Genomic DNA, 24836 nt, shown 5'->3' on the forward strand with positions numbered 1-24836 from the left:
TCAGCCGAGGTAGGCGCCGAGCATCCACACGGTCTTTTCCTGCTCGCGGATGTAGTCGCCGACCTGAGCGGCGGTACCCTCGTCGTCGGCGTCCGAGGCCAGGGCGAGAATTTCGCGCTGAAGCTCGATCAGCGTCTGGTAGCCCTCGAGCACGCCGCGTACGCAGGCTTCGCCGTCGTGCACGTCCTTGTCCTCGGCGATGCGCGACAGCGTCACGTAGTCGCTGTAGGCGTGTACCGGCTTGTGGCCCAGCGTGAGGATGCGCTCGGCGACCTCGTCGACCTTGGCCAGCAGGTCGGTGTAGAACTCCTCGAACTTGGTATGCAGCTCGAAGAACTGCGGGCCCTTCACGTTCCAGTGGTAGCCGCGAACGTTCATGTAAAAGATCTGGTAGTTGGCCAGCAGATGGTTGAGCTTCTCGGCGAGCTGACTGGCGCTGGCCTCATGCAGGCCGATGGTGTTGGTGTCGGTCATGAAAATCTCCTTGTTTCGGTGACGTTCCGTCGAATGAGCGGGAATATGGTCAGAGGTTACCGGTCCTGTCGCAGGGTGATAAGCGTGAATGTTGCATCGTGTCCATAGCCGTACTCGATCAAATGCTGTCGGACCGGCTCGCTTTCAAGGGGCGACACGCATCGCCAGGGGTTTTGCCGGGACGATGGGGAACCGAGACGCGTGGCAAGGATCACAAGTGCCAGTTGCGCTCTGCATCGTGCCGTCCGGCCGTGTAGACTGCCGGCAATTCGGTTACCGGAGAGTCTCGCCTCATGATCCAGCGCTGGCTGCTGCCTGCCTTGCTCGTCCTGCCCCTGGTCGGTTGTCAGTCGCCGCCCAGCCGGTTGCCCGTTGCCGAGCCGCCGCCGGCCGCCGAGTGCCACTGGCAGGTGCCCGGAGCCGCGCCGAGCGCCCTGGTGCGTGCTGCGGTGGCTGCCCTGGAGGCCGAGGACTTCGTCATTCGCGATACCGACCTGACGTTGGGTCTGGTCAGTGCGGACCGCACCGAACGCATCCCCTCCTATCGCAACCCTCACGATGACTGGGCTGAGCCTACCTGGTACGGTCGCTACGGCGTGGGTAGCCGTGGCTGGTTCACGGGGATGTCGGTCGGCTTCGGCGGTGGCGGTCCCTTCGACCGCGATGCTACGCGCCTGGAGCGTGTCTCGCTGGTCGCCGACGGCGACTGGGTGCGTGTCAGCCGCGATCTCCAGGTCATCGACTGGCGCGGTACGGTGCGCGAGTCGCGCAGCGCCAGCGACGCCGCCTTCTGTCGCGACCTGCGCCGTGACCTGGCGGTCGCCTTGTCCGGAGAGACGCCGTGAGAGTCGCTCTGATCCTGCTGCTGAGTGCCTGGCTAATGGGCTGTGCTGCGACCTCTTCCGCCCCCGTCCCTCGCGGGGTGCCGCTTGCCGTTTCCTCCCAGGTCGCCCAGGCAGCGGTGCTCGACCTGCTGGCCGAACGCGGCTACGTGATTCGCCATGCGGATGCCGAGCTGGGCCGGGTGGATGCCGTGCTGGCTCGCTGGCCAGGCTATCGGGTACGAGCGACCGTCACGCCGGACGGCAGTGGCAGTCGTGCCACCTTGAGTGCCACCTGGGGCGGACGGCCGCTGCCGCCCGACCGTCTCGACCCGCTGCTCTCCGAGCTGGAAGCGCGTCTGGCGGCCGAACCTTGATCGATCCCATGGATACCACGACCCGGAACACATCATGTCGTTGCGCGCTTTACCACCGTTGCCTTTGAAACGCTGCGGTCTCGCCGTGGCCATTCTGCTTTGCGGACTCTCGTCCGGTGCGGTTTTCGCCCACCCCCATGGCTGGATCGATCTGAGCGTGCGCTTGGTGCTCGATGACCAGGGGCGCGCCACGGCGTTGCATCAGAGCTGGCGCATGGATCCCTTCTACAGCCTGGTGGTCGTGGAGGAGCTCGAAGCGTCTGCCGGTGAGTCAGGGATCGAGGCGGGATTGGACCAACTGGGTGGCGAGATTCGCGACAATCTCCGGCCCCACGGCTATTTCACGGAGGTCGAGCTGGGTGGCGAGCCGCTGGCCACGGGAGACGTCACGGAATACACCGTGATGCATCGCGATGCTCGGGTCGAGTTCGTCTTCCTGCTGCCCCTCGCCGAACCCCAGCCCATGAACGGCGAGACGCTACGCTACCGGGTCTTCGACCCCACCTACTATCTGGAGGTGGTGCACGAAGCCGGGGACGCAGGTCCCCGAGACGCGGCGCTGACGGTCAGCGGCGGCGATTGCCAGCGACGCATCCTGCCGGCCGACCCGGACCCCGAGCGCGTGATGGAGGCAGCCATGCTCGACCGCACCGATGAAGCCGCTCCCGGCCTGGGACGCCACTTTGCCGAGACCGGAGAAGTGACGTGTTGATGAGGTCCCGTCGCTGGTTACTGGTGGCGGCCGGCCTGGCGGGGTTGGTCGTGCTGACGTGGCTGGCTCGAGAGGGACTGGCCGAACTGAGCCTGCAGCTGGTGGCCTGGCAGCGCGAGCTGCATCGCGCCCTGACGCTGGCCATCACGGCGCTATCGGTCACCCCTTCGCGCGATGCCTGGTTCGCTCTGCTGGGGATCAGTTTCGCCTACGGGGTCTTCCATGCCGCTGGGCCGGGGCACGGCAAGGCGGTTCTCGCCACCTACCTGCTCTCCCAGGGCGGTGCCGTGCGACGGGCCCTGGCGCTATCCGTGGCGGCTGCACTGCTGCAGGGCATGGTGGCGATCGCCCTGGTGGTGGTTCTGGTGCACGGTCTGGGCTGGGTGACCCGCCAGGCCATGGGCAGCGTGGTGTGGGTCGAGCAGGCCAGCTTCGTCATGGTGGCGCTGCTGGGCGCCTGGCTGTGCTGGCGGGCCGTGCGGACATTGCGCCGCCCCCTGCCGGCGACCACCGACGCAAGCCTCGCCGAAACGCGAGCCGCGTGGCATGGCCATGATGAGCACTGCTGTCATGGCCAGCATCATGTCGCACCCGAGCAAGCTGCCGACTGGCGTACGGCGCTGGCCACCGTGGCCGCCATCGGCGCTCGTCCCTGCAGCGGTGCCGTCTTGCTGCTGGGGGCCGCCAGCCTGCTGGGCCAGTTCGCGGTGGGAGTCACGGCCGTGCTGACGATGTCGCTGGGTACGGCGCTCACCGTCTCGGTGCTGGCTGTCGTCAGCGTCGTGGCGCGGGACTGGGCCGAGCGACGCCTACGCCGTCAGGGTCGCCAGCCGCGTCGTGGGCGTTGGCTGGGCTGGGTGTCGCTGGGAGGCGGACTGGCGATACTGGCGCTGGGCGTGTCGCTGGCCGTCACGGGGGTGAGTCAGCCGGCGGCACCGCTGTTCGGCGAGCCGCCGGATGGTCGAGTCGAGATCGCGCCGGAGCGCCGCTTGCCGTTCGGCGGTTGAGTTCAGTCGAGGTCGAGACTATCGACCTGTGCCAGCAGGTGATCGCGCATGGCGGCAAGACCGTCGAGATCGTACGGTTCGGCGCTACCCACCCCCCATACCGGCTTGGGCCAGGCGGCATCGCCGTGACGACGCACCACCACATGCACGTGAAGCTGAGCGACTACGTTGCCCAGACTCGCCACATTGAGTTTGTCGCCTTCGCAAAGCCCCAGGAAGGCCTGGCCGACCGTGATGACTTCATGCCACAGCTGTCGCTGGTCCGTGGCGTCCAGCTCGAAGAGCTCGCATATGCCGGGGCGGCGGGGAATCAGCACCAGCCAGGGGAAGCGGGCGTCGTCCATCAGCCGCAGCTGGCAAAGCGGAAGTTCGGTGACCGGATAGCTGTCTGCCACCAACTGCGGATCCGTCTCGAAGCGTCCCATGGCGGTTCTCCCTAGGCGTCGTCATTGCCATACCATCATGACACAGCTGCGGCACAGACGAGAGCGTTCGACGCGACAGCAGCCAGTAAGTGCTAAAGTGGGAATGCAACTCGCACCCTGACGAAGATCCATTGGAGGTACGTATGAAAAGGACGCTTTCCCTCTTCCTGGTTTCGCTGTTCGCCCTTTCTCTGCTCAGCGGCTGCAATACCATGCGTGGCGCCGGGCAGGATATCGAAGAAGGGGGCGAGGCGATTCAGCGTTCGGCCGACTGACGCAGCAGCGCCTTGCCGCTGCAGGGCTTCGCGTGGCCCTGCAGCTCCCGAAATGCAACGACGCAGCGAGAGAGTGCATGTTCGCAAGATGCTTGGTGACGCTGGGCGCCACCCTGATGGTGAGTGCCTGTGCCATGACGGAATCGCCACCGCCCCGGGATTCGGGTCCATACTCGCCCCCTTCCCGTGGCGATGATGCCGAGGATCGTTGCGGTGCCGGACGGGTTCAGGACCGCGTGGGCCTAACTTACAGCGAGTCGCTGGGGCAAGCCCTGCTGCAGGAGAGTGGTGCCGGCACGCTGCGGGTGATGCGTCCGGGGCATGCCTACACCCTCGAGTACCGCGCCGACCGCCTCAACGTCCGCGTCGACGAGGCGGAGACGATCACTGACATTGGCTGCGGCTAGTCTCGCTCCGTCGCAAGCCGAGACGACCGTCCTGCGCCATCAGTCGTAGCGTTGCTTCCACTGCTGCTGCGCAACTTGCCCCTTGATCACTTCCAGCATGTCGACCAGCACCTGCTCGGTGACGCGGTCGGTGTGGGCGTCGACGCGCAGCCAGGCGTCGAAGCCGCTGTCCGCCAGGCGCTCCACCAGCTGATTGAACTCGGGGGAGCGCAGCCCTTCGATGGTTTCGTGAACCAGGCGGCAGGCGATGTCGCTCAGCGAGTCGTCGAGCGCGCGGGAGACCTGGTTGCCCAGCGGTAGACGTCTCAGGCGCTTGATTTCGGGGTTCTCCGCCAGGGTGCGTCCCACCAGGGCACTGATGTAGCGCATCAGGTCATCCCGGTTGGCGCGGTAGGCGCTGTCGACCATCGCCTCCAGGCGTCGACTGATCTCGTGGATTAGTTGCTGCTTGCGTGGCATTACCACGTCCTCGGAAAGCCGCTTCGACAGCGAGCCGCTGTCGCGCACCTGATCCTGGACGCTGTCCAGCAGGCGCAGGGCGGCGCGGTCGGAGATCTCCTCCATCAGGATGTCGTAGTACTTGGCAAAGATGGCGTAGAGCCGCCAGCGACGAACATCGATCAGTCCCAGGCGCTGCAGGCGATGCAACAGCGAGACGATCCGTAGCACGCGCAGCAGCCGAAAGCCGCCCAGGGGGATGCAGCCCAGCACGTCGTACCAGTGCACGAAGGGGTAGAAGAACCAGCGGTGATAGCGGCGTTCGACGATCGCCACGACCCAGCCTGCCAGGACGTCGAGCAGCAGGACGGCCACGAAGGCCAGGTCGATGGCGATGAAATTGGCGCGAACCTGGCGTTCGTAGGCGCCATGCAGTCCGGGTGCCACGGCTTCGAAGGCCGCGTTGAGCGGCGGCATCAGGAACAGGCTGTCGAACAGCAGCAGCGTCAGGTTGGCGACGACCACGGCGATGATCAGCAGATCCCATACCAGATGGATGCTGTCTTGCCGGGCCGAGCGGGCGCCTCGTTGCGGGTTGCGGTGAGACATGGCCTCTCCTGGTGCCGCCGGTGGACGTGGGCGCGTCTCGCACGTTACCCGGTCAACCGCCGGCGGGTTCTTCGCGCGTGTTGCCCAGGTTGGCGAGATGGTCGTTCTGGGTACGGCGCTCCTCCTCTTCTGCCTGCTTGCGCAGCTTCTTGCGCAGTGCGGCCTTTTCGAAGCGCAGTTTCTGCAGTGGCGTTTCGAGCCTGAGCGGGGGTACCGGCGCGGGTTTGCCGTCCTCGCTTACTGCCACCATGGTCAGGTAGCAGCTGTTGGTGTGGCGGATCACCTTGTCGCGGATGTCCTCGGCGACCACCTTGATGCCGATCTCCATGGAGGAGCGCCCCACGTGGTTGACGCTCGCCAGGAAGGTGACCAGTTCACCCACGTGGATGGGTTGCTTGAACAGCACCTGGTCGACCGAGAGCGTCACCACATAGTGGCCGGCGTAACGGCTGGCGCAGGCGTAGGCGACCTCGTCGAGCTTCTTGAGGATGGCGCCCCCATGCACCTTGCCGCTGAAGTTGGCCATGTCGGGCGTCATCAGCACGGTCATCGAGAGTTCGTGCTGGCCGGGAAGGTCGGAAGGAGTCATGGCTGGGTATCCGTTCGGGGTCTCGATACAGCATAGCGCCTCGTGGCCGGAGTGGGCCGCGAGGTGCTACGGGGCGTCGCGATGCGCTCAGAACCAGGTCAGTCCCGCGGCGATGATGGCACCGGTGACGAACAGCTGGATCAGGCAGAAGCCCATGATGTCCTTGGCCTTGAGCCCGGCGATGCCGAGTACCGGCAGGGCCCAGAAAGGCTGCAGCAGGTTGGTCCAGGCATCGCCCCAGGCCACGGCCATGGCGATGCGCGGGACATCGACGCCGAGCGCCTCTGCGGCGGGCAGCATGACCGGTGCTTGCACCGCCCATTGGCCGCCGCCGGAAGGCACGAAGATATTGACGATGCCGGCGCTGATGAACGACCAGAACGGCAGCGTGGTTTCGGAGGCGAAGGAGATCAGCGCCCCGGACAGGGTCTCGGCGAGCCCCGATTGCACCATGATCGCCATGATCCCGGCGTAGAAGGGAAACTGGATGACGATACCGGCGCCACCCTTGATCGCCTCCTGCAGACTCTCCAGCAGGCTGCGTGGCGTACGGTGCAGCACGATGGCCAGAAACAGGAACAGGAAGTTGACCACGTTGAGGTTGAGGCCGCCGTTGCGCAGCAGGAAATGGTCGGCCAGGAAGAGCAGGCCGGGGATGCCCACCAGCCAGGCCAGCGTCACGCTGTTCTCGAGACGGTCGGCGGGACGCTGAATGCGCACGCGGTCCTTTTTCGACTCCTCGAGCAGCGCCGGGTCGACATAGACGCTCTCCTGCTCGTCGGGCAGCATCAGCCGGTTGACCAGCGGCACGGCGATGAACAGGCAGATCACGATGCCCAGGTTGAACAGCGAGAAGATGGTTTCGCCGGTGCCGATCACCCCGATCTGCTCGACGCTGAAATGGCCGTCGGTGGCAATGGTCAGCGGCACCGAGCCGGCCAGCCCGCCGTGCCACACGATGAAACCGGAGTAGGCGCTGGCGACCAGCAGGCGATAGTCGACGCGGACCTGACGTGCGAGCTCCTTGGCGAACAGTGCCCCCACCACCAGGCCGAAGCCCCAGTTGATCCAGCTTGCCGCGAGCGATACCAGAGTGACCAGCACGATGGCCGCACCGGCGTTCTTGGCGAGTCCGGCCAGACGCTGCAGCAGCCGCTTGACGGGCGGTGAGCTGGCCAGCATGTAGCCGGTCACCAGGATCAGCAGCATCTGCATCGAGAAGGTCAGCAGGTTCCAGAAGCCATCCCCCCAGAAACGCATCACCGCCAGTGGCGTTTGACGTTCCACGGCGATGGCGGCGGCGGCGGCGATGACGGTCAGCAACAGCACGAAGATGTAGGGGTCGGGCAGATAGCGCTCGACCAGCTTCACGGCAGGTCTGGACAAGGTCTTGAGCATGGCGGATTCGCTTCTTCTGATTGGTCTTTGTATCGACACAAAAGTAGCGCAGTCTCAGAGGGTTGCGCCAATGGCCGATTAACGGTGACGCGCTTGACCGGGTTTGTCAAAACTCGCGGAGGGTGACGCCTGGCACCAGCGATGTCGCCGGTGGTGGCGGTAATAGGCGAACAGGGTGGCCGAACGCACGGCGGTGAAGAGCAGAAAAGCGAACCACAGGCCGTGATTGGTCATGGGCTCGGGCAGCAGTGCCTGACCGAGCCACCAGGCGGGCAGGTAGGCGGCAAGGCCGGCGAAGATGCTGTTGCGCATCTCGCGAATGGCCGTGGCGCCGATGAAGACGCCGTCCAGCAGGTAGCTCCACACGGCGATGAGCGGCATGGCCACCATCCATGGCAGATAGACGGCGGCCGTGGCGCGAACCTCCGGCAGGTCGGTGAGCAAGGCGACCAGCCATTCGCCCCCCGTCGCGAAGGCCAGCGCGGCACCCCCGGCGGTGAGCAGCGAGAACAGCGCAGCGCTGCCCACGGCTCGACCGAACTCGTCCCAGCGCTGCCGGCCTACCGAGCGCCCGATGAGCGCCTCGGCGGCATGGGCGAAACCGTCCAGCGCATAGCTGGTGAGCATGATGAACTGCAGCAGCACGGCGTTGGCGGCCAGCACGGTGTCGCCCTGTGCCGCTCCGCGCGACGTGAAGAATGCCATCGCGAAGAGCAGCCCCAGCGTGCGTACGAAGAGGTTGGCGTTGATCGAGAACAGCTCGCCGTAGGCGGCAAGCCGCACGAGCCGGCTGCGCAGGAAACGTCCTTCCAGCCGCCCGAGCTGACGCATCACCAGCCAGCCGCCGAACGCCAGTGCGGTGTAATCGGCGATCACCGTGGCCCAGGCCACGCCGTCGCTGGTCATGCCCAGCCCCACCACGAACAGCAGGTCCAGGACGATGTTCACGCCGTTGGTCAGCACCAGGATGGCCAGCGTCACGCGCGAGTTCTGCTGACCCAGGAACCACCCCAGGATGGCATAGTTGGCGAGCACCGCCGGAGCCGAAAGAATGCGTATCTGGGCGTATTCGGCGGCCAGAAGCGTGGCGGTCTCGCTGCCGCCGAGCAGCCACAGGCCCAGTGCGATCAGAGGTTTCGACAGGATGATCAGAAGGCTGCCGATGCCCGCGGCCAGCAGCAGCGCCTGGCCCAGCAGGTTGCGTACGTCGCCATCGCTTTCACGGCCGACTGCCTGGGCGGTGAGCCCGGTGGTGCCCATGCGCAGGAAGCCGAAGCCCCAATAGAGAAAGCTGAACAGGGTGGCGCCCAGCGTCACCGCGGCGAGGTAGCGCGAGTCGGGAAGGTGGCCGACCACTGCGGTGTCGACGAGCCCCAGCAGCGGCACGGTAACGTTGGAGAGGATGATCGGCCAGGCCAGCGCCCAGGTGCGACGCGAGGCGGACCACGGTGTCTCACGGGGCTGAGCGGTCACGGCGGATTCCGGTCATGGACGAGACCGGATACCTTGGCGGGATTTTGTCATTGATGCAACGGCCAATCCGTGGAAGCGAATGAAGTGTGGCGCTACCAAGTTTGGCTATGCAATCTGAAACTTGCCCCATTTCCAATAAGTGGTAAGAAAAAGCTTGGTATAAGGAGTGGCTTGAAAATAACCTTCCATATTACAAGGCCCCACTGAAATATTGTGTGTGGTGCGGCAATTGGTCCTTGCTTTGTTGCCGGAAACTTCGAGCTATTAAGTGGTATTTTAAGTACTCTTAATAACTTGGTCCAGAAGTTGACTAACGTCAATATTTCTTTGTTTTGCATTGCATATATTCAGGTGAATAGTGCGTTTCTCCTTAGGAGAAGCCGTGCTGGCCCCATCTTTTGCCTTGGAGTTGCCAATGGATATCGTTGAACTATCCAGGTTGCAGTTCGCTTTCACGGCGATGGTGCATTTCCTGTTCGTACCCCTCACGTTGGGTCTCTCGATCCTGCTGGCGATGATGGAGACGGTCTACGTGATGACCGGCAAAACCATCTATCGCGAAATGACCAAGTTCTGGGGAAAGTTGTTCGGCATCAACTTCGCCCTGGGAGTCACCACCGGGATCGCCATGGAGTTCCAGTTCGGCACCAACTGGTCCTACTACTCCCACTATGTCGGGGATATTTTCGGGGCGCCGCTGGCCATCGAAGCGCTGATGGCCTTCTTCCTCGAGTCGACCTTGGTGGGCCTGTTCTTCTTCGGCTGGGATCGTATGTCGAAGCAGAAGCACCTGGCCGTCACCTGGCTGATGGCGCTGGCCACCAACCTCTCCGCACTGTGGATCCTGGTCGCCAATGGCTGGATGCAGTACCCCATCGGCTCCGAGTTCAACCTCGAGACCATGCGCATGGAGCTGACCAGCTTCGCCGAGGTGGTGCTCAGCCCGGTGGCCCAGGTCAAGTTCGTGCATACCGTCTCCGCCGGCTATGTCACCGGCTCCATCTTCGTGCTGGCCATCTCCAGCTGGTACCTGCTCAAGGGGCGCGAGGTCGCCTTCGCCCGCCGCAGTTTCGCCATCGCCTCGGCCTTCGGCCTAGCCAGTGTGCTGTCGGTGATCGTGCTGGGCGACGAGTCCGGCTATGAGCTGGGAGACGTGCAGAAGGTCAAGCTCGCCGCCATCGAGGCGGAGTGGGAGACTCACCCGGCGCCGGCCGCCTTCACCCTGGTGGGGCTCCCCAACCAGGCGGAGGAGCGCACCGATTACGCCATCCGCATCCCGGCGGTGATGGGGCTGATCGCCACCCGCTCGCTGAACGAGGAGGTCACCGGTCTGCGTGAGCTCAAGGAGCAGCATCGCGAGCGCATGGTCAACGGCCGTGAAGCCTTTGTGCTGATGCAGCGCCTGCGCAGCGGCGAAGGTACCGAGGAGGATGCCGCCCGCTTCGAGGAGGTGCGTGACGATGTCGGCTATGGCCTGCTGCTCAGCGCCTACACCGAGGACATGAACGCCCCCTCCGCCGCCGAGATCGACCGCGCCGTGGAGGCCTCGATTCCCGAGGTGTGGCCGCTGTTCTGGACCTTCCGCATCATGGTGGCGGCCGGCTTCATCATGCTCGTGCTCTTCGCGCTGGCCTTCTGGCACAGCGTGCGTCGCCAGCCGGAGAAGTCGCCCTGGCTGCTGCGCTTTGCCCTGTTCAGTCTGCCGTTGCCCTGGATCGCCTCCGAGGCGGGCTGGTTCGTGGCCGAGTATGGCCGTCAGCCCTGGGCCATCGGCGAGATCCTGCCCATCCATGTCGCGGTCTCCAGCCTCACTTTCAACCAGGTGCTCTTCACCCTGATCACCATCGGCGTGCTCTACACCCTCTTCGTGATCATCGAGATCTGGCTGATGCAGCACTTCGCTCGCAAGGGGCCTTCCGGCAGCGGCTACCACGCCGGTCTCGACGCCATCGACGCATCCGTCGACACCCAGACCAGCAAGCCTCAGGAGGCATGACATGGATTACGAAACGCTCAGATTCATCTGGTGGGTCTTGATCGGCGTGCTGCTGGTCGGCTTCTCGGTCACCGACGGCTTCGACATGGGCGTGGGTGGCCTGCTCAAGGTGGTGGGGCGCAACGACGAGGAGCGTCGGGTGATGATCAACTCCGTGGCGCCCCACTGGGACGGCAACCAGGTGTGGCTGATCACCGCTGGCGGCGCGCTCTTCGCCGCCTGGCCGCCGGTCTACGCCGCCGCCTTCAACGGCTTCTACCTGGCCATGATGCTGACCTTGTTCGCACTCTTCCTGCGCCCGCTGGCTTTCGACTATCGCTCCAAGCTCGACAGCCTAACCTGGCGCAGTCGCTGGGACTGGATGCTGACCATCGGCTCGGCGCTGCCGGCGCTGATCTTCGGCGTGGCCTTCGGCAACCTGTTGCAGGGCGTACCCTTCCAGTTCGACGACATCCTGCGCCTGGACTACCAGGGTGGGTTGTTGGGACTGCTCAACCCTTTCGGTCTGTTGGCCGGAGTGCTCAGTTTGCTGATGTTCCTCACCCATGGGGCCGCCTGGCTGCAGCTGAAGACCGAAGGCGAGCTGCGCCAGCGCAGCGCCGTCCTGGGCAGCCGAACCGCCCTGGCTTGCGCCGTGCTTTTCCTGCTGGGCGGTATCTGGCTGCTGCTGGGCGTGGATGGCTATCAGGTCACCAGCGTGATCGATACCCAAGGCCATAACGCCACCACCGCCAAGCTGGTGGAGGCGAGCAGCGGCGGCTGGCTCTACAACTACGCCCGCTTTCCGGCACTGTGGCTGCTGCCGCTGCTGGGCCTGACCAGCTTCGTGCTCTGCTCCCTGACCATGAAAGCGGGCCGCCACGTCGTGGCCTTCATCACCTCCTCGTTGGCCACGACCCTGGTGATCGTGACCACCGGGGTCACCATGTTCCCCTTCGTCATGCCGTCGTCGATCAACCCCAACCACAGCTTGACCATGTGGGACGCCACCGCCAGCGAGCTGACGCTGATGATCATGTTCGTGGTGGTGCTGATCTTCGTGCCGCTGGTGTTGGCCTACACCGCCTGGAGCTACTGGGTGATGCGCGGTCGACTCGACGAGCAGTACATCCGCGACAACGACAAGGCTCTTTACTAAGGAGGTCAGCTCATGTGGTATTTCGCCTGGATTCTCGGTGTCGCTCTGGCGGCTTCCCTCGGCATCCTCAACGCCATGTGGCTGGAACTCAACGGCTACACGGGCGAACCGGCGGGGGACGCCGAGCATGACCGCGGCGACTGACTCGCCCACCCCCCGGCAGCGGCTGGCCCGCTGCCTCGCCCCCCAACGCTGGTGGCTGCGCGGTGCGTTGCTGCTGGCGCTGGGGGGTGCCGTGCTACTGGTCGCTCAGAGCTGGCTTCTGGCGGCTCTGTTCTCCCGCTGGCTGCTGGCCTGGCAGGGGGAGGCGGCGCCGACGCTGCCCGCTCCCTGGTGGCTGGCGGCTCTGGCTACCTGCCTGGTGCTGCGTCCGTTGTTGCATGCCGGGCGCGAGGCGCTCTCCCGCCGAGCCAGTCGAAATGCACGGGCCGCACTGCGCCTCGAGCTGCTGGAGCGATTGGGCCAGCTGGGGCCTTTGCGGCGCCGCTTCGGTAGCGACGGCGCCCTGGGCGCCCAAGTGCTGGAGCAGGTCGACGCACTGGACGGCTATGTCAGCCGCTACCAAGTGCAGAGCCGCCTGGCGGTGTTGGTGCCACTGCTGCTCGGCGTGGCGATCGCCCTGCACAGCCGGCTGGCCGCCGCCCTGATGCTGATGACCGCGCCCCTTGTGCCTCTGTTCATGGTGCTGGTGGGACGCGCCGCCGCCGGTGCTAGTCGCCGCCAGCTGGATACTCAGGCCCGCCTCGGCGGCCACTTTCTCGATCTGGTGCGCGGCATGGGCACCCTGCAGCGACTGGGCGCTGCCGCCCAGGCTTCCCGTCGCATTGCCGCCGCCAGCGAGGCCTACCGGGAGCGCACCATGGGGGTATTGCGCCTGGCCTTTCTTTCCAGCGCCGTGCTGGAGTTCTTCTCCGCGCTGGCCATCGCCCTGGTGGCACTCTACCTGGGGCTTGGCCTGCTGGGGGTCTTGCCCTGGGCCAAGGGCGAGGTGCCGGTGAGCTACCCGTCGGCGTTGTTCATCCTGCTGCTGGCCCCGGAGTTCTACGCCCCGCTGCGCCAGCTGGGCGCCGACTACCATGCCAGGGCCGAGGCCGAGGGTGCCATGCGGGAGCTCGCCCCACTGCTCGAGAGCCGTCCCTGGCGGCCCGCCGACCGGGTTGCCCTGGCCGACACCGCGGCTCCACCGAGACTGGCGTGTCGCAACTTGGCCGTGGCCGGTGACGCTGGCCGCCGGCGCCTGGCACCGCTGGATCTGGACCTGGCCCCCGGAGAGCGCCTGCTGGTGCAGGGCGAGAGCGGCAGCGGCAAGTCCAGCCTGCTCGAAGCATTGCTGGGGTTTGCGCCCTATGAGGGCTCGTTGGCCGTCGACGGCCATGAGCTGGCCGAACTCGAGCGCGAGGCCTGGCAACGCCGGCTGGGCTATCTGGGCCAGCAGCCGCCGGTACTGCGCGGCAGCGTGGCCGACAACCTGCGCCTGTCCGCCCCCGAGGCTGGCGATAGCGAACTGGTCGCCGTGCTGGATCAGGTCGAGTTGTGGCCGCTGCTGGCGGCCCGTCAGGGGCTTGCCACGCTGCTGGGTGAGCGCGGACGCGGGCTCTCCGGCGGCCAGTTGCAGCGCCTCGCCCTGGCCCAGTTGCTGCTGCGCGAGGCGCCGCTGTGGCTGTTCGACGAGGCCACCGCCCACCTCGACCTGGACGCCGCCCGACGTCTGAACGGCTTGATCGAGCGGCTCAGCCGCGGGCGCAGCGTGATCCTGGTCAGCCATGAGGCCGATGGCCTCGAGTGGGTGGATCGCCGCCTGGTCTTGGGGACGGCCGCCTTGCGACAGGAGCGCCGGAAAGAGGAGTGGCGAGAAGAGATGCGCGAGGAAATGCCGTCATGTCAGAGCTGAAATCCGCCCCCGCCATTCGCTTGCGAGACCTGTTGCGGCTGCGCCGTGGCGGCTGGTCGCTGGCCTTCGTCATCGGTGCCGCCACCCTGCTGGCCGTGGTGGCCCTGCTGGCCATCTCCGGGTGGTTCATCACTGCCGCTGCAGCGGCTGGGGTGGCCTCCATGGCCCTGCTGGGCTTCGACTACTTCCGCCCGGCGGCGCTGATCCGCCTGTGCGCCATCGTGCGTACCGTCGGGCGTTACGGCGAGCGTCTGGCCTCGCACCACGCTGCCCTGGGGCTGCTCAAGGATCTGCGCTGTCGGTTGTTCGACGCCCTGGGGCGCCGAACTCCCGGCGCTGCCCAGATCTCGACCGCGACGGGCAGTGCGGCCACCATGCATCGCCTGGTCACCGACATCGACCAGCTCGACCGCTTCGTGCTCAGCGCCTTGCTGCCCTGGGGCTGGGCAGGGCTGCTGTCGCTTGCGGTAATGGGGGCGCTGGCCTGGCTCGATCCGACCCTGCTGCTGGCAGCGATGCCCGGGCTGTTGATGGCCTGGCTGGGATTGCCGCTATTGACCCTTTGGCAGGGAAGCCGGCTGGCACGGTACGACGCCGAGCTCGGGGAAGCGCGTCGCGAGGCGCTGGTGGAGCCCTTGGCGGCGATCACTCCACTGCTGCTGTGGGGACGCTGGGGAGACGTCCACCGCCGCGTGGCGGAGCACGATCGGCGCTGTCTCGATCACCAGGAGCGTCAGCGGCGGCTAGCCAGCCTGGTGGGGGCCTTGCAGCAGGTGGCGCTGGGGATGTCCATCGTGAGCGTGCTGTGGTGGGGCGTGTCGCGGCTGTCTGAGTCGGGGCTTTCGGTGGCGCTGCTGCTCGCGGTGGTAATGGTGCTGCTCGGCCTGGGCGAGATCCTCGCCCCCTTGGCGGTCAGTTTCGTCTCTCTCGGCGCCAGCCTTGCCGCCAGGGATCGGCTCAACGCCTTGGTGGCAGACCCGCGAGGTGTGTCGGCATCCACGCCAGCCGTGGCCGGCACTCCCTCGTCGCCCCTGTCTCTTGAGCTTGACGGCATCAGCGCCCGGATACCAGGGGCGTTGAACGGCCCCGAGGGCGTCAGTCTGAAGCTCCGTGCCGGCGAGGTGCTCTGCGTGCGCGGCCCTTCCGGGTGCGGGAAGTCAACCCTGCTGCAGGTTCTGGCCGGCGAGTTGGCCCCCTCGGCCGGGGAGTGTCGGCTCAATGATCGAAAGCTGAACGAGTGGCGCTTGAACGAGGTGATTGGTTACCTGCCTCAGCAGTGGGACCTGTTCGATATGAGCCTGGCCGCGAACCTGCGCCTGGGCAACGGCGAGGCCAGCGACGACATGTTATGGCAGATGCTCGACGAGTTGGCGCTTGGGGAGTGGGTGCGCCGTTTGCCTCAGGGGCTGGACACGCCGCTGGGAGAGTACGGAGCGGCGGTCTCAGGCGGCCAGGCGCGCCGCATCGCCCTGGCCCGGCTGTTGCTGGCGCGCCGGCCGCTCCTGCTGCTTGATGAGCCCCTAGTCGGGTTGGATGCGGTGTGCCACGAGCGGGTGCTGGCAGCCGTACGGCGCCGCCAGGGCGATGGGCCCCTGGTGGTGGTCTCGCACGTCCCGCTGGACCTGCCTGGCCTGCGGCTTCGCGAGCTGTGGCTGTCGGCCGAAGGTCGACCGGTGAAGGCGGGGGGTACGAGAGCAAGCCAGCGGTAGCTTCCTCACTGGCAACGTGTGGCTGGCGGTTGACCTTGGGCGAGGGGCGTCAAGCGGCGGTGATCAGGCGGTATTTGGTCATCAGCTCCTCGCGGCTCTCCTCGCGCTCCGGATCGAGGGGAATGCAGTCGACCGGGCACACCTGCTGGCACTGCGGTTCGTCGTAATGGCCGACGCACTCGGTACACAGGTTGGGGTCGATGACGTAGATCTCCTCGCCAGGCGAAATGGCGCCGTTGGGGCATTCGGGCTCGCAGACGTCGCAATTGATGCACTCGTCGGTGATCATCAGTGCCATGAGGCTACCTCGCAATCGGGCGGGCCGGTTCGGCCGGCAGCGCCCTGAAAGATGCCGTTGGGCGAACGAATCGCCGAGTATTTCAGTCAGGTATTGTAATGGCTCTTCAGCGCTTCGGCGACCTTGGGATGCACCAGGCGCGAGACGTCGCCACCGAGCTTGGCGATCTCGCGCACGATGGTCGAGGAGATGTAGGAGTTCTCGACCGCCGGAGTGAGGAACACGCTTTCCAGCTGTGGCGCCTGGGCACGGTACATGTTGGCCAGCTGCAGCTCGTACTCGAAGTCCGATACGGCCCGCAGGCCGCGCAGGATCACTCGTGCCCCTTGCTCGGCCATCATCTCGGTGAGCAGCCCCGAAAAACCGATGACTTCGACGCTGGGGAGCTCGGCGGTGACGTCACGAGCCAGGGTCAGGCGGGTGTCGAGGTCGAGCGTCGGCTTCTTGCCGGGGCTGGCGGAAATCGCCACCACCACCCGGTCGAAGAGGCGAGTCGCGCGCTCGATCAGGTCGTAGTGACCATGCGTGATGGGATCGAAGGTGCCGGGATAGACTGCAAGGGTGGTCACGTCTCGTCTCCTTCGTCGAGGCAGCCGAAGGGGTTGTTCACCGCCAAGGATACCGGGCGGGCATAGCCGGGAATGTGAATCCGTTCGCGCCCCACCTCGAGCTCGGGGCCTTCCAGTACGCCCTCGCCGAAACGGTAGCGGGCTTGGTAATGGCCGTGGTCGGCCTCGGCGAGATAGGCGCGTGCGGCTTCGCGGGTGATCTCGCGACGCTCGCGCCAGGTGGCCAGCGCCAGCTCGCCGTGACGCTTGGCCATCAGCCGTTCGGTCACTGCCGGTGACAGCACCACGCCGGTGGCGTTGTTGCCGCCGAAACCCTTGGCGTTGATGAAGGCGGCGTCGGCAATGTAGGGCAACGGTTCGCGGAATAGCCGAAGGCGTTCTCCATAGACGTCGTCGGCCACCGCGTCCAGGGTGGGGATGCCCGGCAGCAGTTCGTGGGCGAAGCTGCCCAGGGCGCTGGCCAGCTGGTCGCCCGCGGCGCTGCCCTGGGAGTGGCCGACGAAGGCCTTCACCGCGACCACGGGCCAGGTCTCGATGCCCTGGGCGCAAGCCACCCTGTCGAACACATGGGATTCGGTGACGCGATTCTTGGGCGTGCTGGTGCCGTGGGCGTGCAGAAAGGTGCGCTCGCGCAGCGCTTTGGGGCCGAGCATGTCGCGCACCAGGGCGGCAGCCTTGCCCAGGGTGATGTAGTTGCCGATGCCGGGGGCCGAAATGGAGCGCTTCCAGCCGTCGGCATTGACGAAGACGCCCGGCACGCTGCCGTGAATCTCAGCGCCGGTCTCCAGCGCCAGGGTGTCGTCCATCAGCAGCAGGAACTGGCTCGATTCGGCGATGGTGAATCCGCAGTTGCGGGCGAAGGGGCGGCAGGCGCGCTGGTAGTCGGTGTCGGTGAGCAGCTCCAGCGCGTCCAGCGCCCTGAGGCTGTCGTCGTCGGCCAGCGCCCCCATGGCGCGAAACCCTTCGATGATCTCCGGTGTGACGGGGGCATCGGAAGTGCCCACCATCACCACGCGGCGTTGGCCGCTGCGAATGTCTTCGATGCCCAGGCGCAGGTTGTAGAGGAAGCTGGCGCAAGCGCCGAGCACCGCGCCGGTGCCGCCCACGCTGCCCAGCACGTAGGCGTTGAGAAAGTCGGCGGGCATCTGGCCGTAGCCCAGCGGCATCTGCTTGGAGGTGGCACGATTGCCCGAAACGAAACTCTTGAGCAGCCCGCCCCAGCCTTCGTCGTCGAGCTGGCCGATGGAATTGCCGGCGTAGACGGCGATGTCGTCGGGGTCCAGCCGGTCGCGCAGCGTTTCCCAGGATAGGCCACTGTCGCCGAGGCAGTCGCTGGCGGCGAAGATGGCCATGGATAGCCCGCGCGGATGGTGCACGCTACGGTAGTAGCGGCGCGGGTCGAAGCCGCTGGGCAGCTGTCCGGCGGCGCGCACCTGTGCGGGGCGGGTTTCCGGCAGCATCACCTCGAGATCGCCCGGCGGAACCGACACTTCCAGCGTTCGGCGGTCGATCTCGCGGACTTGCCAGGTGGGTGGCAGGCTGTCCGGAAGCTGGCGACGGCTCACTCGAAAGGTCAAGGGTGCCGCGAGGCTGAGGTTGGCGCGGCGATTGGCCGGCAGGCCGGCATCGTTGAAGCGCGGATCCTCGATACGGCGAATCAGCGTGTGGTCGAGCACCCGAGCGCGGCACCGTTCGGCCAGCTGCGATGCCGAGATCGCCTGGCCTTCGGCATCGTGCCAGCCGTCTCCATGATGACTGCCCAGGCCCATCAGGGTGGCCAGCCCCAGCAGGAGCTCTTGCTGGTTGTCGTCGGTCAGGGCATCGAAGACGGTGCGACGGAATGCCTGATGGCCAGACGTCCGACCGGCAGGGTTGATGCCGCCCATGCCGACGATCACGGGTAAGTGTGACAAGCCGCTTTCCTCGTGTGCTGTTCGTGCGAGTCGCTGTTATGAGTATGGGATGGGCGATCATAGCACCCGGCTTGCCATGGCGTCATGGCCCTGGCTGGCTCGGCGATTGATGCTCAATCATGAAACGAACGTTTGAAAATGGTTCCGCGTCGCGGTATCCTCCAGTTGCTGTTTGAGTCATATGTGTGGGTATCTGGGCGCCTCGTCATGAGGCGCTTTTTTTTCGCGATTCCGGTCACCCATGCCGCCTTGGTTCGATGGTGCCGGCGGGCCGGCTCGCGCACGGCATCGGGGGTGGTAGAATGGTCGGCCGTTCGTATCGGCGAGAGGGGCTCATGCACGCCACGTCCCGCACCATCACTTCCAACCAGACCGGGCCGCACGAGGACCTGGCGCGCCGCGTGGCCAGGGCGTTGGCCCATCCTCTGCGCAAGCCGGTGGCCGATCATACCCGCGAGGCGTTCGCCCAGGCTCATGCCTGGCTGGCCGAGCGGCCCATGCCGCTGATTCTCGATGCCGGTTGCGGAGTGGGGCTCTCCACGCGGCGTCTCGCCGGACGCTTTGGCGACCATGCGGTGATCGGCGTGGACCGCAGTGCCCATCGGCTGGGACGCAACCATGGTGCGTTACCCGACAATGCGCTCCTGGTGCGTGCCGATCTGGTGGATTTCTGGCGCCTGGCGCTGGCGGCGGGCTGGCAGCCGGTACGCCACTACCTGCTCTATCCGAACCCTTATCCCAAGGCAGCGCAGCTCAAGATGCGCTGGCACGGCCATCCGGTGTTCCCGACGATCCTGGCGCTGGGGGGGCGGCTGGAGCTGCGTTCCAACTGGCGCCTCTACGTGGAGGAGTTCGCCCTGGCCCTTGCGCAGGCCAGCGGGGTGGCGGCCGCCGTGGAGCCGTGGCATCCGGCGGCGGGGAATGAACCGCTCACGCCCTTCGAGGCCAAGTACCATGCCAGCGGCCAGGCGCTGTGGCGACTGGTCGTCGACCTGCCCTACCCCCTGGCTCGCGAAGCCCGCTGACAATGGAGAAATGATGGTGATCACCTACTTCTACCTGGCCCTTGCGATCGCTGCCGAAGTGGTCGGCACCAGCGCGCTCAAGGCGTCCGAGGGCTTTACCCGGCCGTGGCCGAGCCTGGTCGTGGTCATCGGCTATGGCCTGGCCTTCTTCCTGCTCAGCCTGGTGCTGCGCAGCCTGCCGGTGGGTATCGCCTACGCCATCTGGGCGGGGCTGGGCATCGTGCTGGTGACCGTGGCCGGCGTGTTGATCTATGGCGAGATGCCGGACCTTCCGGCGGTGGCAGGAATCGCCATGATCGTCGGCGGAGTGGTGGTGATTCAGCTCTTTTCCAAGGTGGCCGCGCATTGAGGCGCTGCGTGCCGGTCGACATTCGTTCGAGGGTTTCCAATATGGCGTGCCGTCTGCTGCTCGCTGTGGTGCTGCTCTGGTTGCCGTTGGCGGCTCCGGCAGCGGGTTTCACGGAACTCGGCCGGCTTGCCGAGCGTGGTTTTCTGATCGGTGCCGAGGCGCGCCTGCTAGACAGCGGTGAGGTGCTGGGCAGTCTCGCACCGCAGCGCCAGCTGTCGCCGGCATCGGTATCCAAGCTCTACCTGGCCGCGGCGGCACTGGATCGTTGGGGGCCGCAGCACCGCTTCACCACGCGCCTGGTCAGCGATGCCGAACTGGATGCCGAGGGCAGGCTGCATGGCGATCTGGTGTTCGAAGGCAGCGGCGATCCAGGGTTGGCCACCGAGGACTTGTGGCGCCTGGCCCAGCGGCTCCACCAACGTGGTGTGCGCGAAGTGAACGGGCGGCTGGTGATCAGCCAGTGGCGTTTCGGCCCGGTGGCCTGCCTCACCACGGATCGCTGCGAGGGGCGCGAGCGCGTGGCCAACACCTACAGTGCGCTGCTCTCGGCGGCAGGCATCAACCACGGCAACTGGTGCGTCAACGTGGCGCCGGGACGCGAAGCGCAGGCGCCGGCACGGGTGACCCACTGCGACGGCCAGGCTTCCCTCGTCACGGTCGACAACCAGGTCATCACGCTGGCCGCCGGCGGGGCGACGGCGCTCGACGCCGAGCGGGTCACCCGCGACGGCGAGGATGTGATGGTGCTGCGCGGCACCATCGCTGGGGATGCCGCTCCCCGCGACGTTTACCGTACCAGCGGCGACCCCGCGGAACAGACGGCGCGGACCTTGGCGGCGATGCTCGATCAGGTCGGCATCGCCGTGCAGGGCATTCATGCCACCACCATCGAGCCGCCTTCGGCCAGCGCCGATACCTTGGCAGCCGTGGAGGGGCGGCCACTGCAGGCGTTGCTGCTCGATACCCTGCACTACTCGAACAACTTCATGGCCGATATGCTGACGCTGGGGCTGGCCGATACGCCGCGCCCCACGCTGCTCGACGGAGCCGAGGCCATCGAGCATTTCGTGGCGGGGATCCCCGACCATGGGCCGCTGGACCTGCGTAGCGGTAGCGGCCTGACCCCCGAGAGCCGCACCTCGGCTCGTGGCGTCAATGCGCTGCTCGCCAGTCTCTTCCACCGGCCTTCCCTGTTTCCGGCCTTCGTGGGGAGCCTGCAGACACCGAGCAACGGCGTGATGCGTTTCTTGCGACGCGGCTCGCCGGTCTTCCAGAACCGTGTGATGCTCAAGACCGGCACGCTCAACCAGCCGGTGGCGGTGCGCGCCGTAGGAGGGTATTTCCGAACCCGAACGGGCCGTTGGGGCGTGTTCAGCGCGCTAGTCAATGGCACCGCGACCACGCCATGGCTCAACTGGACCCAGGTGCTGGATCCGCTGACCGAGGATATCGAACGCATGATCGAGACCAACTGAGAAGGACGCTCCGATGAAGCCCGCACACACCGGCTGGCGCCATCTGGTTCACTCCACGCACTATTCGCTCAAGGGGCTGCGCGCCGCCTTCTGCCACGAGTCCGCCTTTCGCCAGGAACTGCTGATCTGCGTGCTGCTGCTGCCGTTGGCGCTGTGGCTCGGTCAGGGCCCGCTGGAGTGGGTGCTGTTGATCGGCAGCTGTCTGCTGGTGCTCATCGTGGAGCTCGTCAACAGTGCCATCGAGAGCGTGGTCGATCGGATCGGGGTCGAGCCCCACGAGCTCTCGGGACGGGCCAAGGATCTCGGCTCGGCGGCGGTCATGCTGACGCTGCTGTTGGCGGCGCTGACTTGGGGGTTGCTCGTCTGGCAGAAGTTTTTCAGTTGAGTTCTGCCTGGATCTGCCTTGCTCGCTGGCGCGTACGGCATCGCCAAGACCGGGAGTTGGAATGTCGGCGCGTTCGCGAGATCGATGACTGGCTGATGCCGAACTGGACGAATGTCGCCTGGGCTGAAATATCTCCAGTGTTAGTTATCTTGGTTAGGCAGGTTGGGTGTCGCAGGTCACCATGGCCTTGATGACACCGGTAGCCGGATTGCACCACTGGGGCATCAAGGTGGGTAACTTCTCAAGCGGGCCGCGGTGGGTGATCATCGCCGTGGGTTGGAGTTCACCGCTTTCGATGAGGCGCGTAACGGTTTCGAAGTCTTCGCGGGTGGCGTTGCGACTGCCGAGCAATGTAAGTTCTTTTTTATGGAAATCAGGGTCGTTGAAGGTGATATCGGCCTTGACTACGCTGACCAAGACATAACGCGCTCCATGCCCGGCCAGAGTGAAGCCGCGGTTCATGGCGGCGGGATTGCCGGTCGCATCGAACACCACGTCAGCCAGCGCGCCGTCGTTATGGTGGGCGATACGGGCTTCCAGATCATCCTCCAGCGCATGCAGGATGCCATCGGCGCCCAGCATGTCTCGGCAGAAGGCCAGTCGGTCGCGGTTGGTATCGACGACGAGTGTGCGTGCGCCACGGGCTCTGGCAATCTGCAGGATACCCATGCCGATCGGCCCTGCGCCCACAATGACGGCGAGTTCATCCGTGCTGGTAGCGCTTCGGCGTACGGCATGGGCGCCGATCGCCAGGCATTCCACCAATGCGAGCTGTTCCGAGTCGAGCTTCCGGGAAGTCACTAGGTGCTCGGCCGGCACGCTGAGATAATCCGCCATACCACCGTCACGGTGCACGCCGATGACCTGCATGTTCTGGCAGCAGTTGGTCTTGCCGTGACGGCAGGCCCGGCACTCGCCGCAATGCAGGTAGGGGATCACGTAGGCGCGCTGGCCAATCAGTTCGGGATCGATGCCGTCGCCAACGGCAACGATATCGCCGGACAATTCGTGCCCCAGTACGCGTGGATAGTCGAAATAGGGCTGGTTTCCGCCATAGGCATGGATGTCGGTTCCGCAAATGCCCACCCGGCGAATGCGGATCATCGCTTCTCCGACAGCACACGATGGTGTGGGTACATCACGCAGCTCCATGTGATGCGGGTGCGTACAGACTAGGGTCTTCATAGGGCCAGGACTCTCCGAAAGGGGCAGGCGTCGGGCGGGCTGGTCTCGAGCCCACCAGGCGACGCCTGGCCTTATGACAAGGCGGGCGTACTACTCTTGGCTATCGGTGGGCATGCCGAGATAGGGCGACAACTCACGCTGGCTGGGATTCAGCAGCCCGGTGAACTCTGGCTGGTCGACCGATTCGGTATCGGCCACATGCACGCCGGTGTCCACGTTGCGAGGCAGTGCGACTCCTTGTTGCGCGGCATAGGCGTTCCAGACGCCGGCGTATCCCATCATGTAGGGGTCCTGCACGATCAACGAGTCGATAATGCCCTGGCGCAAGAAATCCACTTCCAGCTCGCTGGAGTCGAACGCTACCAGGCAAACGCTATCGCCCACTCCTTGTTCGGCGAAGGCCGTGCCGGCGCCGTCGCCCATCAACTGGTTATCGGCGAAGATACCGCGCAGGTCAGGGTGGCGATTGAGCAGGTCCAACGTATCGTTCATCGCCTTGGCGGTGTCGTTGTTGGCTACCCGGTTATCGACGACCTCGATGTCAGGGTAATTCGAGATGGCATCGAGGAAGCCCTCATCGCGTGAAACGAGGGATTCGCCGTTGGGGTTGGCCCGCAGATAGGCCACTTGGCCGGCTGCCTCGCCCTGGGCCTCCTCGATACATCCGGCGAGCGCATGTCCGGCACGCTGGCCTGCGGCAAAGTTGTCGGTGGCGATCAGCGATGCGTACCGATCCGTAGCGACGCCGGAGTCGATGATGACGACGGGAATGCCCGCCTCGGTGGCGGATTCCACGGGCCCAGCCAGGGCATCCGTCGAAACCGGGGCCAGCACGATGGCTGGCGGCTGGCGGCTGGTCAGGTTTTCCATGATCGAGATCTGCTCTGCCACCTGGGTTTCGTTGGCAGGGCCCAACTCCTCGATCTGGATGCCGAGTTTCTCGGCGGCCTGCTGGGCGCCGTCGAAGACCGCCTGCCAGTAGGACGCCGTGGTTGCCTTGATCACGACCGGAATCGTCGTGTTGTCCTGGGCCATGGCCGGCGTCAGACAGCTGGCAACTGCCGCTGCAATGGCGAGGGTGTGCTTGGCGAATGTCATGGTTGTGCTCCTTGCATTGGTCTTGTTGTAGATGAGCGCTCAGGCAATCTTGCGGTCGGTGTAACCTGTCATGTACTTGATGAGTTCCTCCTGGCTGGTGTCTTCGGAGCGTGTGACGTGCACGATGCGACCGCGGTACATCACCGCGATGCGATCGGCGACTTCGAGTATCTCGACCAAGTTGTGGCCGATATAGATCACTCCGACTCCTTTGCTGGCCAGCATGCGAGCGAGCTTGATCACGTTTTCCCGCTCCATCACCGCTAGGGCCGCTGTGGGTTCGTCGAGAATCACTACCTTGGCCTCCCAGTAGAGGGCACGGGCAATCGCCACAGCCTGGCGCTGGCCGCCGGAGAGGCCAGCCACCGTGCTGGTTCCATCGGGAATGTGGCTTTCGATGCTGTCAATCAGGCGCTGGGTTTCCTGCTGGATGACGCGCTTGTCGACGACGGGTAAGAGGCCGAGCCAGCGGCGGGTGGGTTCGCGGCCGAGAAAGATGTTCGCCCCAACGGAAAGCTCATCGGCCAGTGCCAGGTCTTGGTAGACCGTTTCGATGCCGGCCCTTCGCGCCTGCTTGGGGGTCTCGAATTCCACCGGCTGGCCATCAAGAACTATTTCGCCATCGTCGCGTGGGTAGACACCGGAAATATGCTTGATCAGCGTCGACTTGCCCGCGCCGTTATCGCCGATGACGGCCAGTACCTCACCGGTCTCGAGCGTCAGATCGACGCCACACAACACTTCCACGGCACCGAAGCGCTTTTTCAGCGAACGGACTTCCAACAGAGAATTCATGGGCC

General features: G+C 65.6%; 27 protein-coding genes. 15 read left to right on the forward strand and 12 right to left on the reverse strand.

Annotated features, from left to right (window positions below; translation table 11 throughout):
• Positions 1 to 474, reverse strand: a complete 474-nt coding sequence (locus tag BLP96_RS13460) for a Dps family protein (RefSeq protein WP_089686988.1) — start codon at positions 472 to 474, stop codon at positions 1 to 3.
• A 293-nt stretch (positions 475 to 767) separates the two neighbouring features.
• On the opposite strand from BLP96_RS13460, the gene BLP96_RS13465 reads away from it, so the two are divergent.
• The 4 genes from BLP96_RS13465 to BLP96_RS13480 are packed head-to-tail and all read left to right on the forward strand — an operon-like array spanning position 768 to position 3391.
• On the forward strand, positions 768 to 1319 hold the full coding sequence (locus BLP96_RS13465) for a hypothetical protein (protein WP_089686990.1): 552 nt from the start codon (positions 768 to 770) through the stop codon (positions 1317 to 1319).
• Positions 1316 to 1672, forward strand: a complete 357-nt coding sequence (locus tag BLP96_RS13470) for a hypothetical protein (protein ID WP_245682254.1) — start codon at positions 1316 to 1318, stop codon at positions 1670 to 1672. Before BLP96_RS13465 ends, BLP96_RS13470 begins: the two co-directional genes overlap by 4 nt.
• A 34-nt stretch (positions 1673 to 1706) precedes the next feature.
• Positions 1707 to 2384 carry a DUF1007 family protein gene (locus BLP96_RS13475; protein WP_176761526.1) on the forward strand — a complete coding sequence of 226 codons (678 nt, stop codon included), beginning with the start codon at positions 1707 to 1709 and terminating at the stop codon, positions 2382 to 2384.
• Complete coding sequence (locus BLP96_RS13480) at positions 2384 to 3391, forward strand: nickel/cobalt transporter (protein ID WP_089686991.1); 1008 nt, start codon at positions 2384 to 2386, stop codon at positions 3389 to 3391. The genes BLP96_RS13475 and BLP96_RS13480 overlap by 1 nt, the downstream gene beginning before the upstream one ends.
• A gap of 2 nt (positions 3392 to 3393) precedes the next feature.
• On the opposite strand, the gene BLP96_RS13485 is transcribed toward BLP96_RS13480, so the two are convergent.
• Positions 3394 to 3816: an HIT domain-containing protein gene (locus tag BLP96_RS13485; protein ID WP_089686993.1), complete on the reverse strand. Its 423-nt coding sequence runs from the start codon at positions 3814 to 3816 to the stop codon at positions 3394 to 3396.
• A 143-nt stretch (positions 3817 to 3959) separates the two neighbouring features.
• Here BLP96_RS13485 and BLP96_RS13490 point away from each other — a divergent pair, with 143 nt between their 5' ends.
• Both BLP96_RS13490 and BLP96_RS13495 read left to right on the forward strand, forming a co-directional pair.
• The gene (locus tag BLP96_RS13490; RefSeq protein ID WP_089686994.1) at positions 3960 to 4091 is read left to right on the forward strand and encodes an entericidin A/B family lipoprotein; all 132 of its coding nucleotides are present in this window, start codon (positions 3960 to 3962) and stop codon (positions 4089 to 4091) included.
• Between the two features lie 77 nt (positions 4092 to 4168).
• Positions 4169 to 4498 (forward strand): I78 family peptidase inhibitor, encoded by a 330-nt coding sequence (locus BLP96_RS13495; RefSeq protein WP_245682255.1) that lies wholly within the window; start codon positions 4169 to 4171, stop codon positions 4496 to 4498.
• 39 nt (positions 4499 to 4537) lie between these two features.
• Here the strand turns inward: BLP96_RS13495 and BLP96_RS13500 are convergent, their stop codons facing one another.
• The 4 genes from BLP96_RS13500 to BLP96_RS13515 form a co-directional block, all read right to left on the reverse strand.
• On the reverse strand, positions 4538 to 5545 hold the full coding sequence (locus tag BLP96_RS13500) for an ion transporter (RefSeq protein ID WP_089686996.1): 1008 nt from the start codon (positions 5543 to 5545) through the stop codon (positions 4538 to 4540).
• Between the two features lie 52 nt (positions 5546 to 5597).
• Positions 5598 to 6134, reverse strand: coding sequence for an acyl-CoA thioesterase (locus BLP96_RS13505; RefSeq protein WP_089686998.1), 537 nt, complete (start codon positions 6132 to 6134; stop codon positions 5598 to 5600).
• An 87-nt stretch (positions 6135 to 6221) separates the two neighbouring features.
• Positions 6222 to 7532, reverse strand: a complete 1311-nt coding sequence (locus BLP96_RS13510) for a short-chain fatty acid transporter (protein WP_089687000.1) — start codon at positions 7530 to 7532, stop codon at positions 6222 to 6224.
• Between the two features lie 78 nt (positions 7533 to 7610).
• On the reverse strand, positions 7611 to 9005 hold the full coding sequence (locus tag BLP96_RS13515; protein WP_089687002.1) for an MATE family efflux transporter: 1395 nt from the start codon (positions 9003 to 9005) through the stop codon (positions 7611 to 7613).
• A gap of 415 nt (positions 9006 to 9420) precedes the next feature.
• Here BLP96_RS13515 and BLP96_RS13520 point away from each other — a divergent pair, with 415 nt between their 5' ends.
• From BLP96_RS13520 to cydC, 5 genes are read left to right on the forward strand one after another with little or no spacing between them, the layout of a single operon-like run.
• A complete protein-coding gene (locus BLP96_RS13520; RefSeq protein ID WP_089687004.1) occupies positions 9421 to 11001 on the forward strand; it encodes a cytochrome ubiquinol oxidase subunit I in 1581 nt (526 codons plus the stop codon).
• A gap of 1 nt (position 11002) precedes the next feature.
• The gene (gene cydB, locus BLP96_RS13525) at positions 11003 to 12139 is read left to right on the forward strand and encodes a cytochrome d ubiquinol oxidase subunit II (protein ID WP_089687006.1); all 1137 of its coding nucleotides are present in this window, start codon (positions 11003 to 11005) and stop codon (positions 12137 to 12139) included.
• Between the two features lie 12 nt (positions 12140 to 12151).
• Positions 12152 to 12283 (forward strand): cytochrome bd-I oxidase subunit CydX, encoded by a 132-nt coding sequence (gene cydX, locus BLP96_RS13530; protein WP_089687008.1) that lies wholly within the window; start codon positions 12152 to 12154, stop codon positions 12281 to 12283.
• Positions 12267 to 14030: a thiol reductant ABC exporter subunit CydD gene (gene cydD, locus BLP96_RS13535; RefSeq protein ID WP_089687010.1), complete on the forward strand. Its 1764-nt coding sequence runs from the start codon at positions 12267 to 12269 to the stop codon at positions 14028 to 14030. Before cydX ends, cydD begins: the two co-directional genes overlap by 17 nt.
• Positions 14018 to 15739: a thiol reductant ABC exporter subunit CydC gene (cydC, locus tag BLP96_RS13540; protein ID WP_089687012.1), complete on the forward strand. Its 1722-nt coding sequence runs from the start codon at positions 14018 to 14020 to the stop codon at positions 15737 to 15739. Before cydD ends, cydC begins: the two co-directional genes overlap by 13 nt.
• A gap of 49 nt (positions 15740 to 15788) precedes the next feature.
• Here the strand turns inward: cydC and BLP96_RS13545 are convergent, their stop codons facing one another.
• The 3 genes from BLP96_RS13545 to BLP96_RS13555 all read right to left on the reverse strand — a co-directional run bounded on the left by BLP96_RS13545 (position 15789) and on the right by BLP96_RS13555 (position 18492).
• Positions 15789 to 16037, reverse strand: a complete 249-nt coding sequence (locus BLP96_RS13545) for a YfhL family 4Fe-4S dicluster ferredoxin (RefSeq protein WP_089687014.1) — start codon at positions 16035 to 16037, stop codon at positions 15789 to 15791.
• An 86-nt stretch (positions 16038 to 16123) separates the two neighbouring features.
• Entirely contained in the window at positions 16124 to 16606 is a 483-nt protein-coding gene (gene coaD, locus BLP96_RS13550; protein ID WP_089687015.1) for a pantetheine-phosphate adenylyltransferase, read from the reverse strand.
• Complete coding sequence (locus BLP96_RS13555) at positions 16603 to 18492, reverse strand: beta-ketoacyl synthase (protein WP_089687017.1); 1890 nt, start codon at positions 18490 to 18492, stop codon at positions 16603 to 16605. The genes coaD and BLP96_RS13555 overlap by 4 nt, the downstream gene beginning before the upstream one ends.
• A gap of 362 nt (positions 18493 to 18854) precedes the next feature.
• Here BLP96_RS13555 and trmB point away from each other — a divergent pair, with 362 nt between their 5' ends.
• The 4 genes from trmB to BLP96_RS13575 are packed head-to-tail and all read left to right on the forward strand — an operon-like array spanning position 18855 to position 21753.
• A complete protein-coding gene (gene trmB / locus BLP96_RS13560) occupies positions 18855 to 19544 on the forward strand; it encodes a tRNA (guanine(46)-N(7))-methyltransferase TrmB (RefSeq protein WP_089687019.1) in 690 nt (229 codons plus the stop codon).
• Between the two features lie 16 nt (positions 19545 to 19560).
• Entirely contained in the window at positions 19561 to 19893 is a 333-nt protein-coding gene (locus BLP96_RS13565; protein WP_143005114.1) for a DMT family transporter, read from the forward strand.
• Between the two features lie 41 nt (positions 19894 to 19934).
• On the forward strand, positions 19935 to 21368 hold the full coding sequence (dacB, locus tag BLP96_RS13570; RefSeq protein ID WP_089687021.1) for a D-alanyl-D-alanine carboxypeptidase/D-alanyl-D-alanine endopeptidase: 1434 nt from the start codon (positions 19935 to 19937) through the stop codon (positions 21366 to 21368).
• Between the two features lie 13 nt (positions 21369 to 21381).
• Positions 21382 to 21753 (forward strand): diacylglycerol kinase, encoded by a 372-nt coding sequence (locus BLP96_RS13575; RefSeq protein WP_089687023.1) that lies wholly within the window; start codon positions 21382 to 21384, stop codon positions 21751 to 21753.
• 153 nt (positions 21754 to 21906) lie between these two features.
• Here the strand turns inward: BLP96_RS13575 and BLP96_RS13580 are convergent, their stop codons facing one another.
• From BLP96_RS13580 to BLP96_RS13590, 3 genes are all read right to left on the reverse strand, one after another.
• Complete coding sequence (locus tag BLP96_RS13580) at positions 21907 to 22938, reverse strand: zinc-binding alcohol dehydrogenase family protein (RefSeq protein ID WP_089687025.1); 1032 nt, start codon at positions 22936 to 22938, stop codon at positions 21907 to 21909.
• A gap of 90 nt (positions 22939 to 23028) precedes the next feature.
• Positions 23029 to 24036, reverse strand: coding sequence for an ABC transporter substrate-binding protein (locus BLP96_RS13585; protein ID WP_089687027.1), 1008 nt, complete (start codon positions 24034 to 24036; stop codon positions 23029 to 23031).
• Positions 24037 to 24075: 39 nt separating this feature from the next.
• Positions 24076 to 24831: an ATP-binding cassette domain-containing protein gene (locus BLP96_RS13590; protein WP_089687029.1), complete on the reverse strand. Its 756-nt coding sequence runs from the start codon at positions 24829 to 24831 to the stop codon at positions 24076 to 24078.
• Between the last annotated feature and the right edge of the window lie 5 nt (positions 24832 to 24836).

The organism is Billgrantia gudaonensis (assembly GCF_900100195.1).
In the GTDB taxonomy this organism is placed as follows: domain Bacteria; phylum Pseudomonadota; class Gammaproteobacteria; order Pseudomonadales; family Halomonadaceae; genus Halomonas; species Halomonas gudaonensis.

Bases quoted from the DNA above. Each gene is read 5' to 3' on its own strand.
- BLP96_RS13460 (WP_089686988.1), bottom strand. From the start codon at position 474: ATGACCGACACCAACACCATCGGCCTGCATGAGGCCAGCGCCAGTCAG.
- BLP96_RS13465 (WP_089686990.1), top strand. From the start codon at position 768: ATGATCCAGCGCTGGCTGCTGCCTGCCTTGCTCGTCCTGCCCCTGGTC.
- BLP96_RS13475 (WP_176761526.1), top strand. From the start codon at position 1,707: ATGTCGTTGCGCGCTTTACCACCGTTGCCTTTGAAACGCTGCGGTCTC.
- BLP96_RS13480 (WP_089686991.1), top strand. From the start codon at position 2,384: ATGAGGTCCCGTCGCTGGTTACTGGTGGCGGCCGGCCTGGCGGGGTTG.
- BLP96_RS13485 (WP_089686993.1), bottom strand. From the start codon at position 3,816: ATGGGACGCTTCGAGACGGATCCGCAGTTGGTGGCAGACAGCTATCCG.
- BLP96_RS13490 (WP_089686994.1), top strand. From the start codon at position 3,960: ATGAAAAGGACGCTTTCCCTCTTCCTGGTTTCGCTGTTCGCCCTTTCT.
- BLP96_RS13495 (WP_245682255.1), top strand. From the start codon at position 4,169: ATGTTCGCAAGATGCTTGGTGACGCTGGGCGCCACCCTGATGGTGAGT.
- BLP96_RS13500 (WP_089686996.1), bottom strand. From the start codon at position 5,545: ATGTCTCACCGCAACCCGCAACGAGGCGCCCGCTCGGCCCGGCAAGAC.
- BLP96_RS13505 (WP_089686998.1), bottom strand. From the start codon at position 6,134: ATGACTCCTTCCGACCTTCCCGGCCAGCACGAACTCTCGATGACCGTG.
- BLP96_RS13510 (WP_089687000.1), bottom strand. From the start codon at position 7,532: ATGCTCAAGACCTTGTCCAGACCTGCCGTGAAGCTGGTCGAGCGCTAT.
- BLP96_RS13520 (WP_089687004.1), top strand. From the start codon at position 9,421: ATGGATATCGTTGAACTATCCAGGTTGCAGTTCGCTTTCACGGCGATG.
- cydB (WP_089687006.1), top strand. From the start codon at position 11,003: ATGGATTACGAAACGCTCAGATTCATCTGGTGGGTCTTGATCGGCGTG.
- cydX (WP_089687008.1), top strand. From the start codon at position 12,152: ATGTGGTATTTCGCCTGGATTCTCGGTGTCGCTCTGGCGGCTTCCCTC.
- cydD (WP_089687010.1), top strand. From the start codon at position 12,267: ATGACCGCGGCGACTGACTCGCCCACCCCCCGGCAGCGGCTGGCCCGC.
- cydC (WP_089687012.1), top strand. From the start codon at position 14,018: ATGTCAGAGCTGAAATCCGCCCCCGCCATTCGCTTGCGAGACCTGTTG.
- BLP96_RS13545 (WP_089687014.1), bottom strand. From the start codon at position 16,037: ATGGCACTGATGATCACCGACGAGTGCATCAATTGCGACGTCTGCGAG.
- BLP96_RS13555 (WP_089687017.1), bottom strand. From the start codon at position 18,492: ATGGGCGGCATCAACCCTGCCGGTCGGACGTCTGGCCATCAGGCATTC.
- trmB (WP_089687019.1), top strand. From the start codon at position 18,855: ATGCACGCCACGTCCCGCACCATCACTTCCAACCAGACCGGGCCGCAC.
- dacB (WP_089687021.1), top strand. From the start codon at position 19,935: ATGGCGTGCCGTCTGCTGCTCGCTGTGGTGCTGCTCTGGTTGCCGTTG.
- BLP96_RS13575 (WP_089687023.1), top strand. From the start codon at position 21,382: ATGAAGCCCGCACACACCGGCTGGCGCCATCTGGTTCACTCCACGCAC.
- BLP96_RS13580 (WP_089687025.1), bottom strand. From the start codon at position 22,938: ATGAAGACCCTAGTCTGTACGCACCCGCATCACATGGAGCTGCGTGAT.
- BLP96_RS13585 (WP_089687027.1), bottom strand. From the start codon at position 24,036: ATGACATTCGCCAAGCACACCCTCGCCATTGCAGCGGCAGTTGCCAGC.
- BLP96_RS13590 (WP_089687029.1), bottom strand. From the start codon at position 24,831: ATGAATTCTCTGTTGGAAGTCCGTTCGCTGAAAAAGCGCTTCGGTGCC.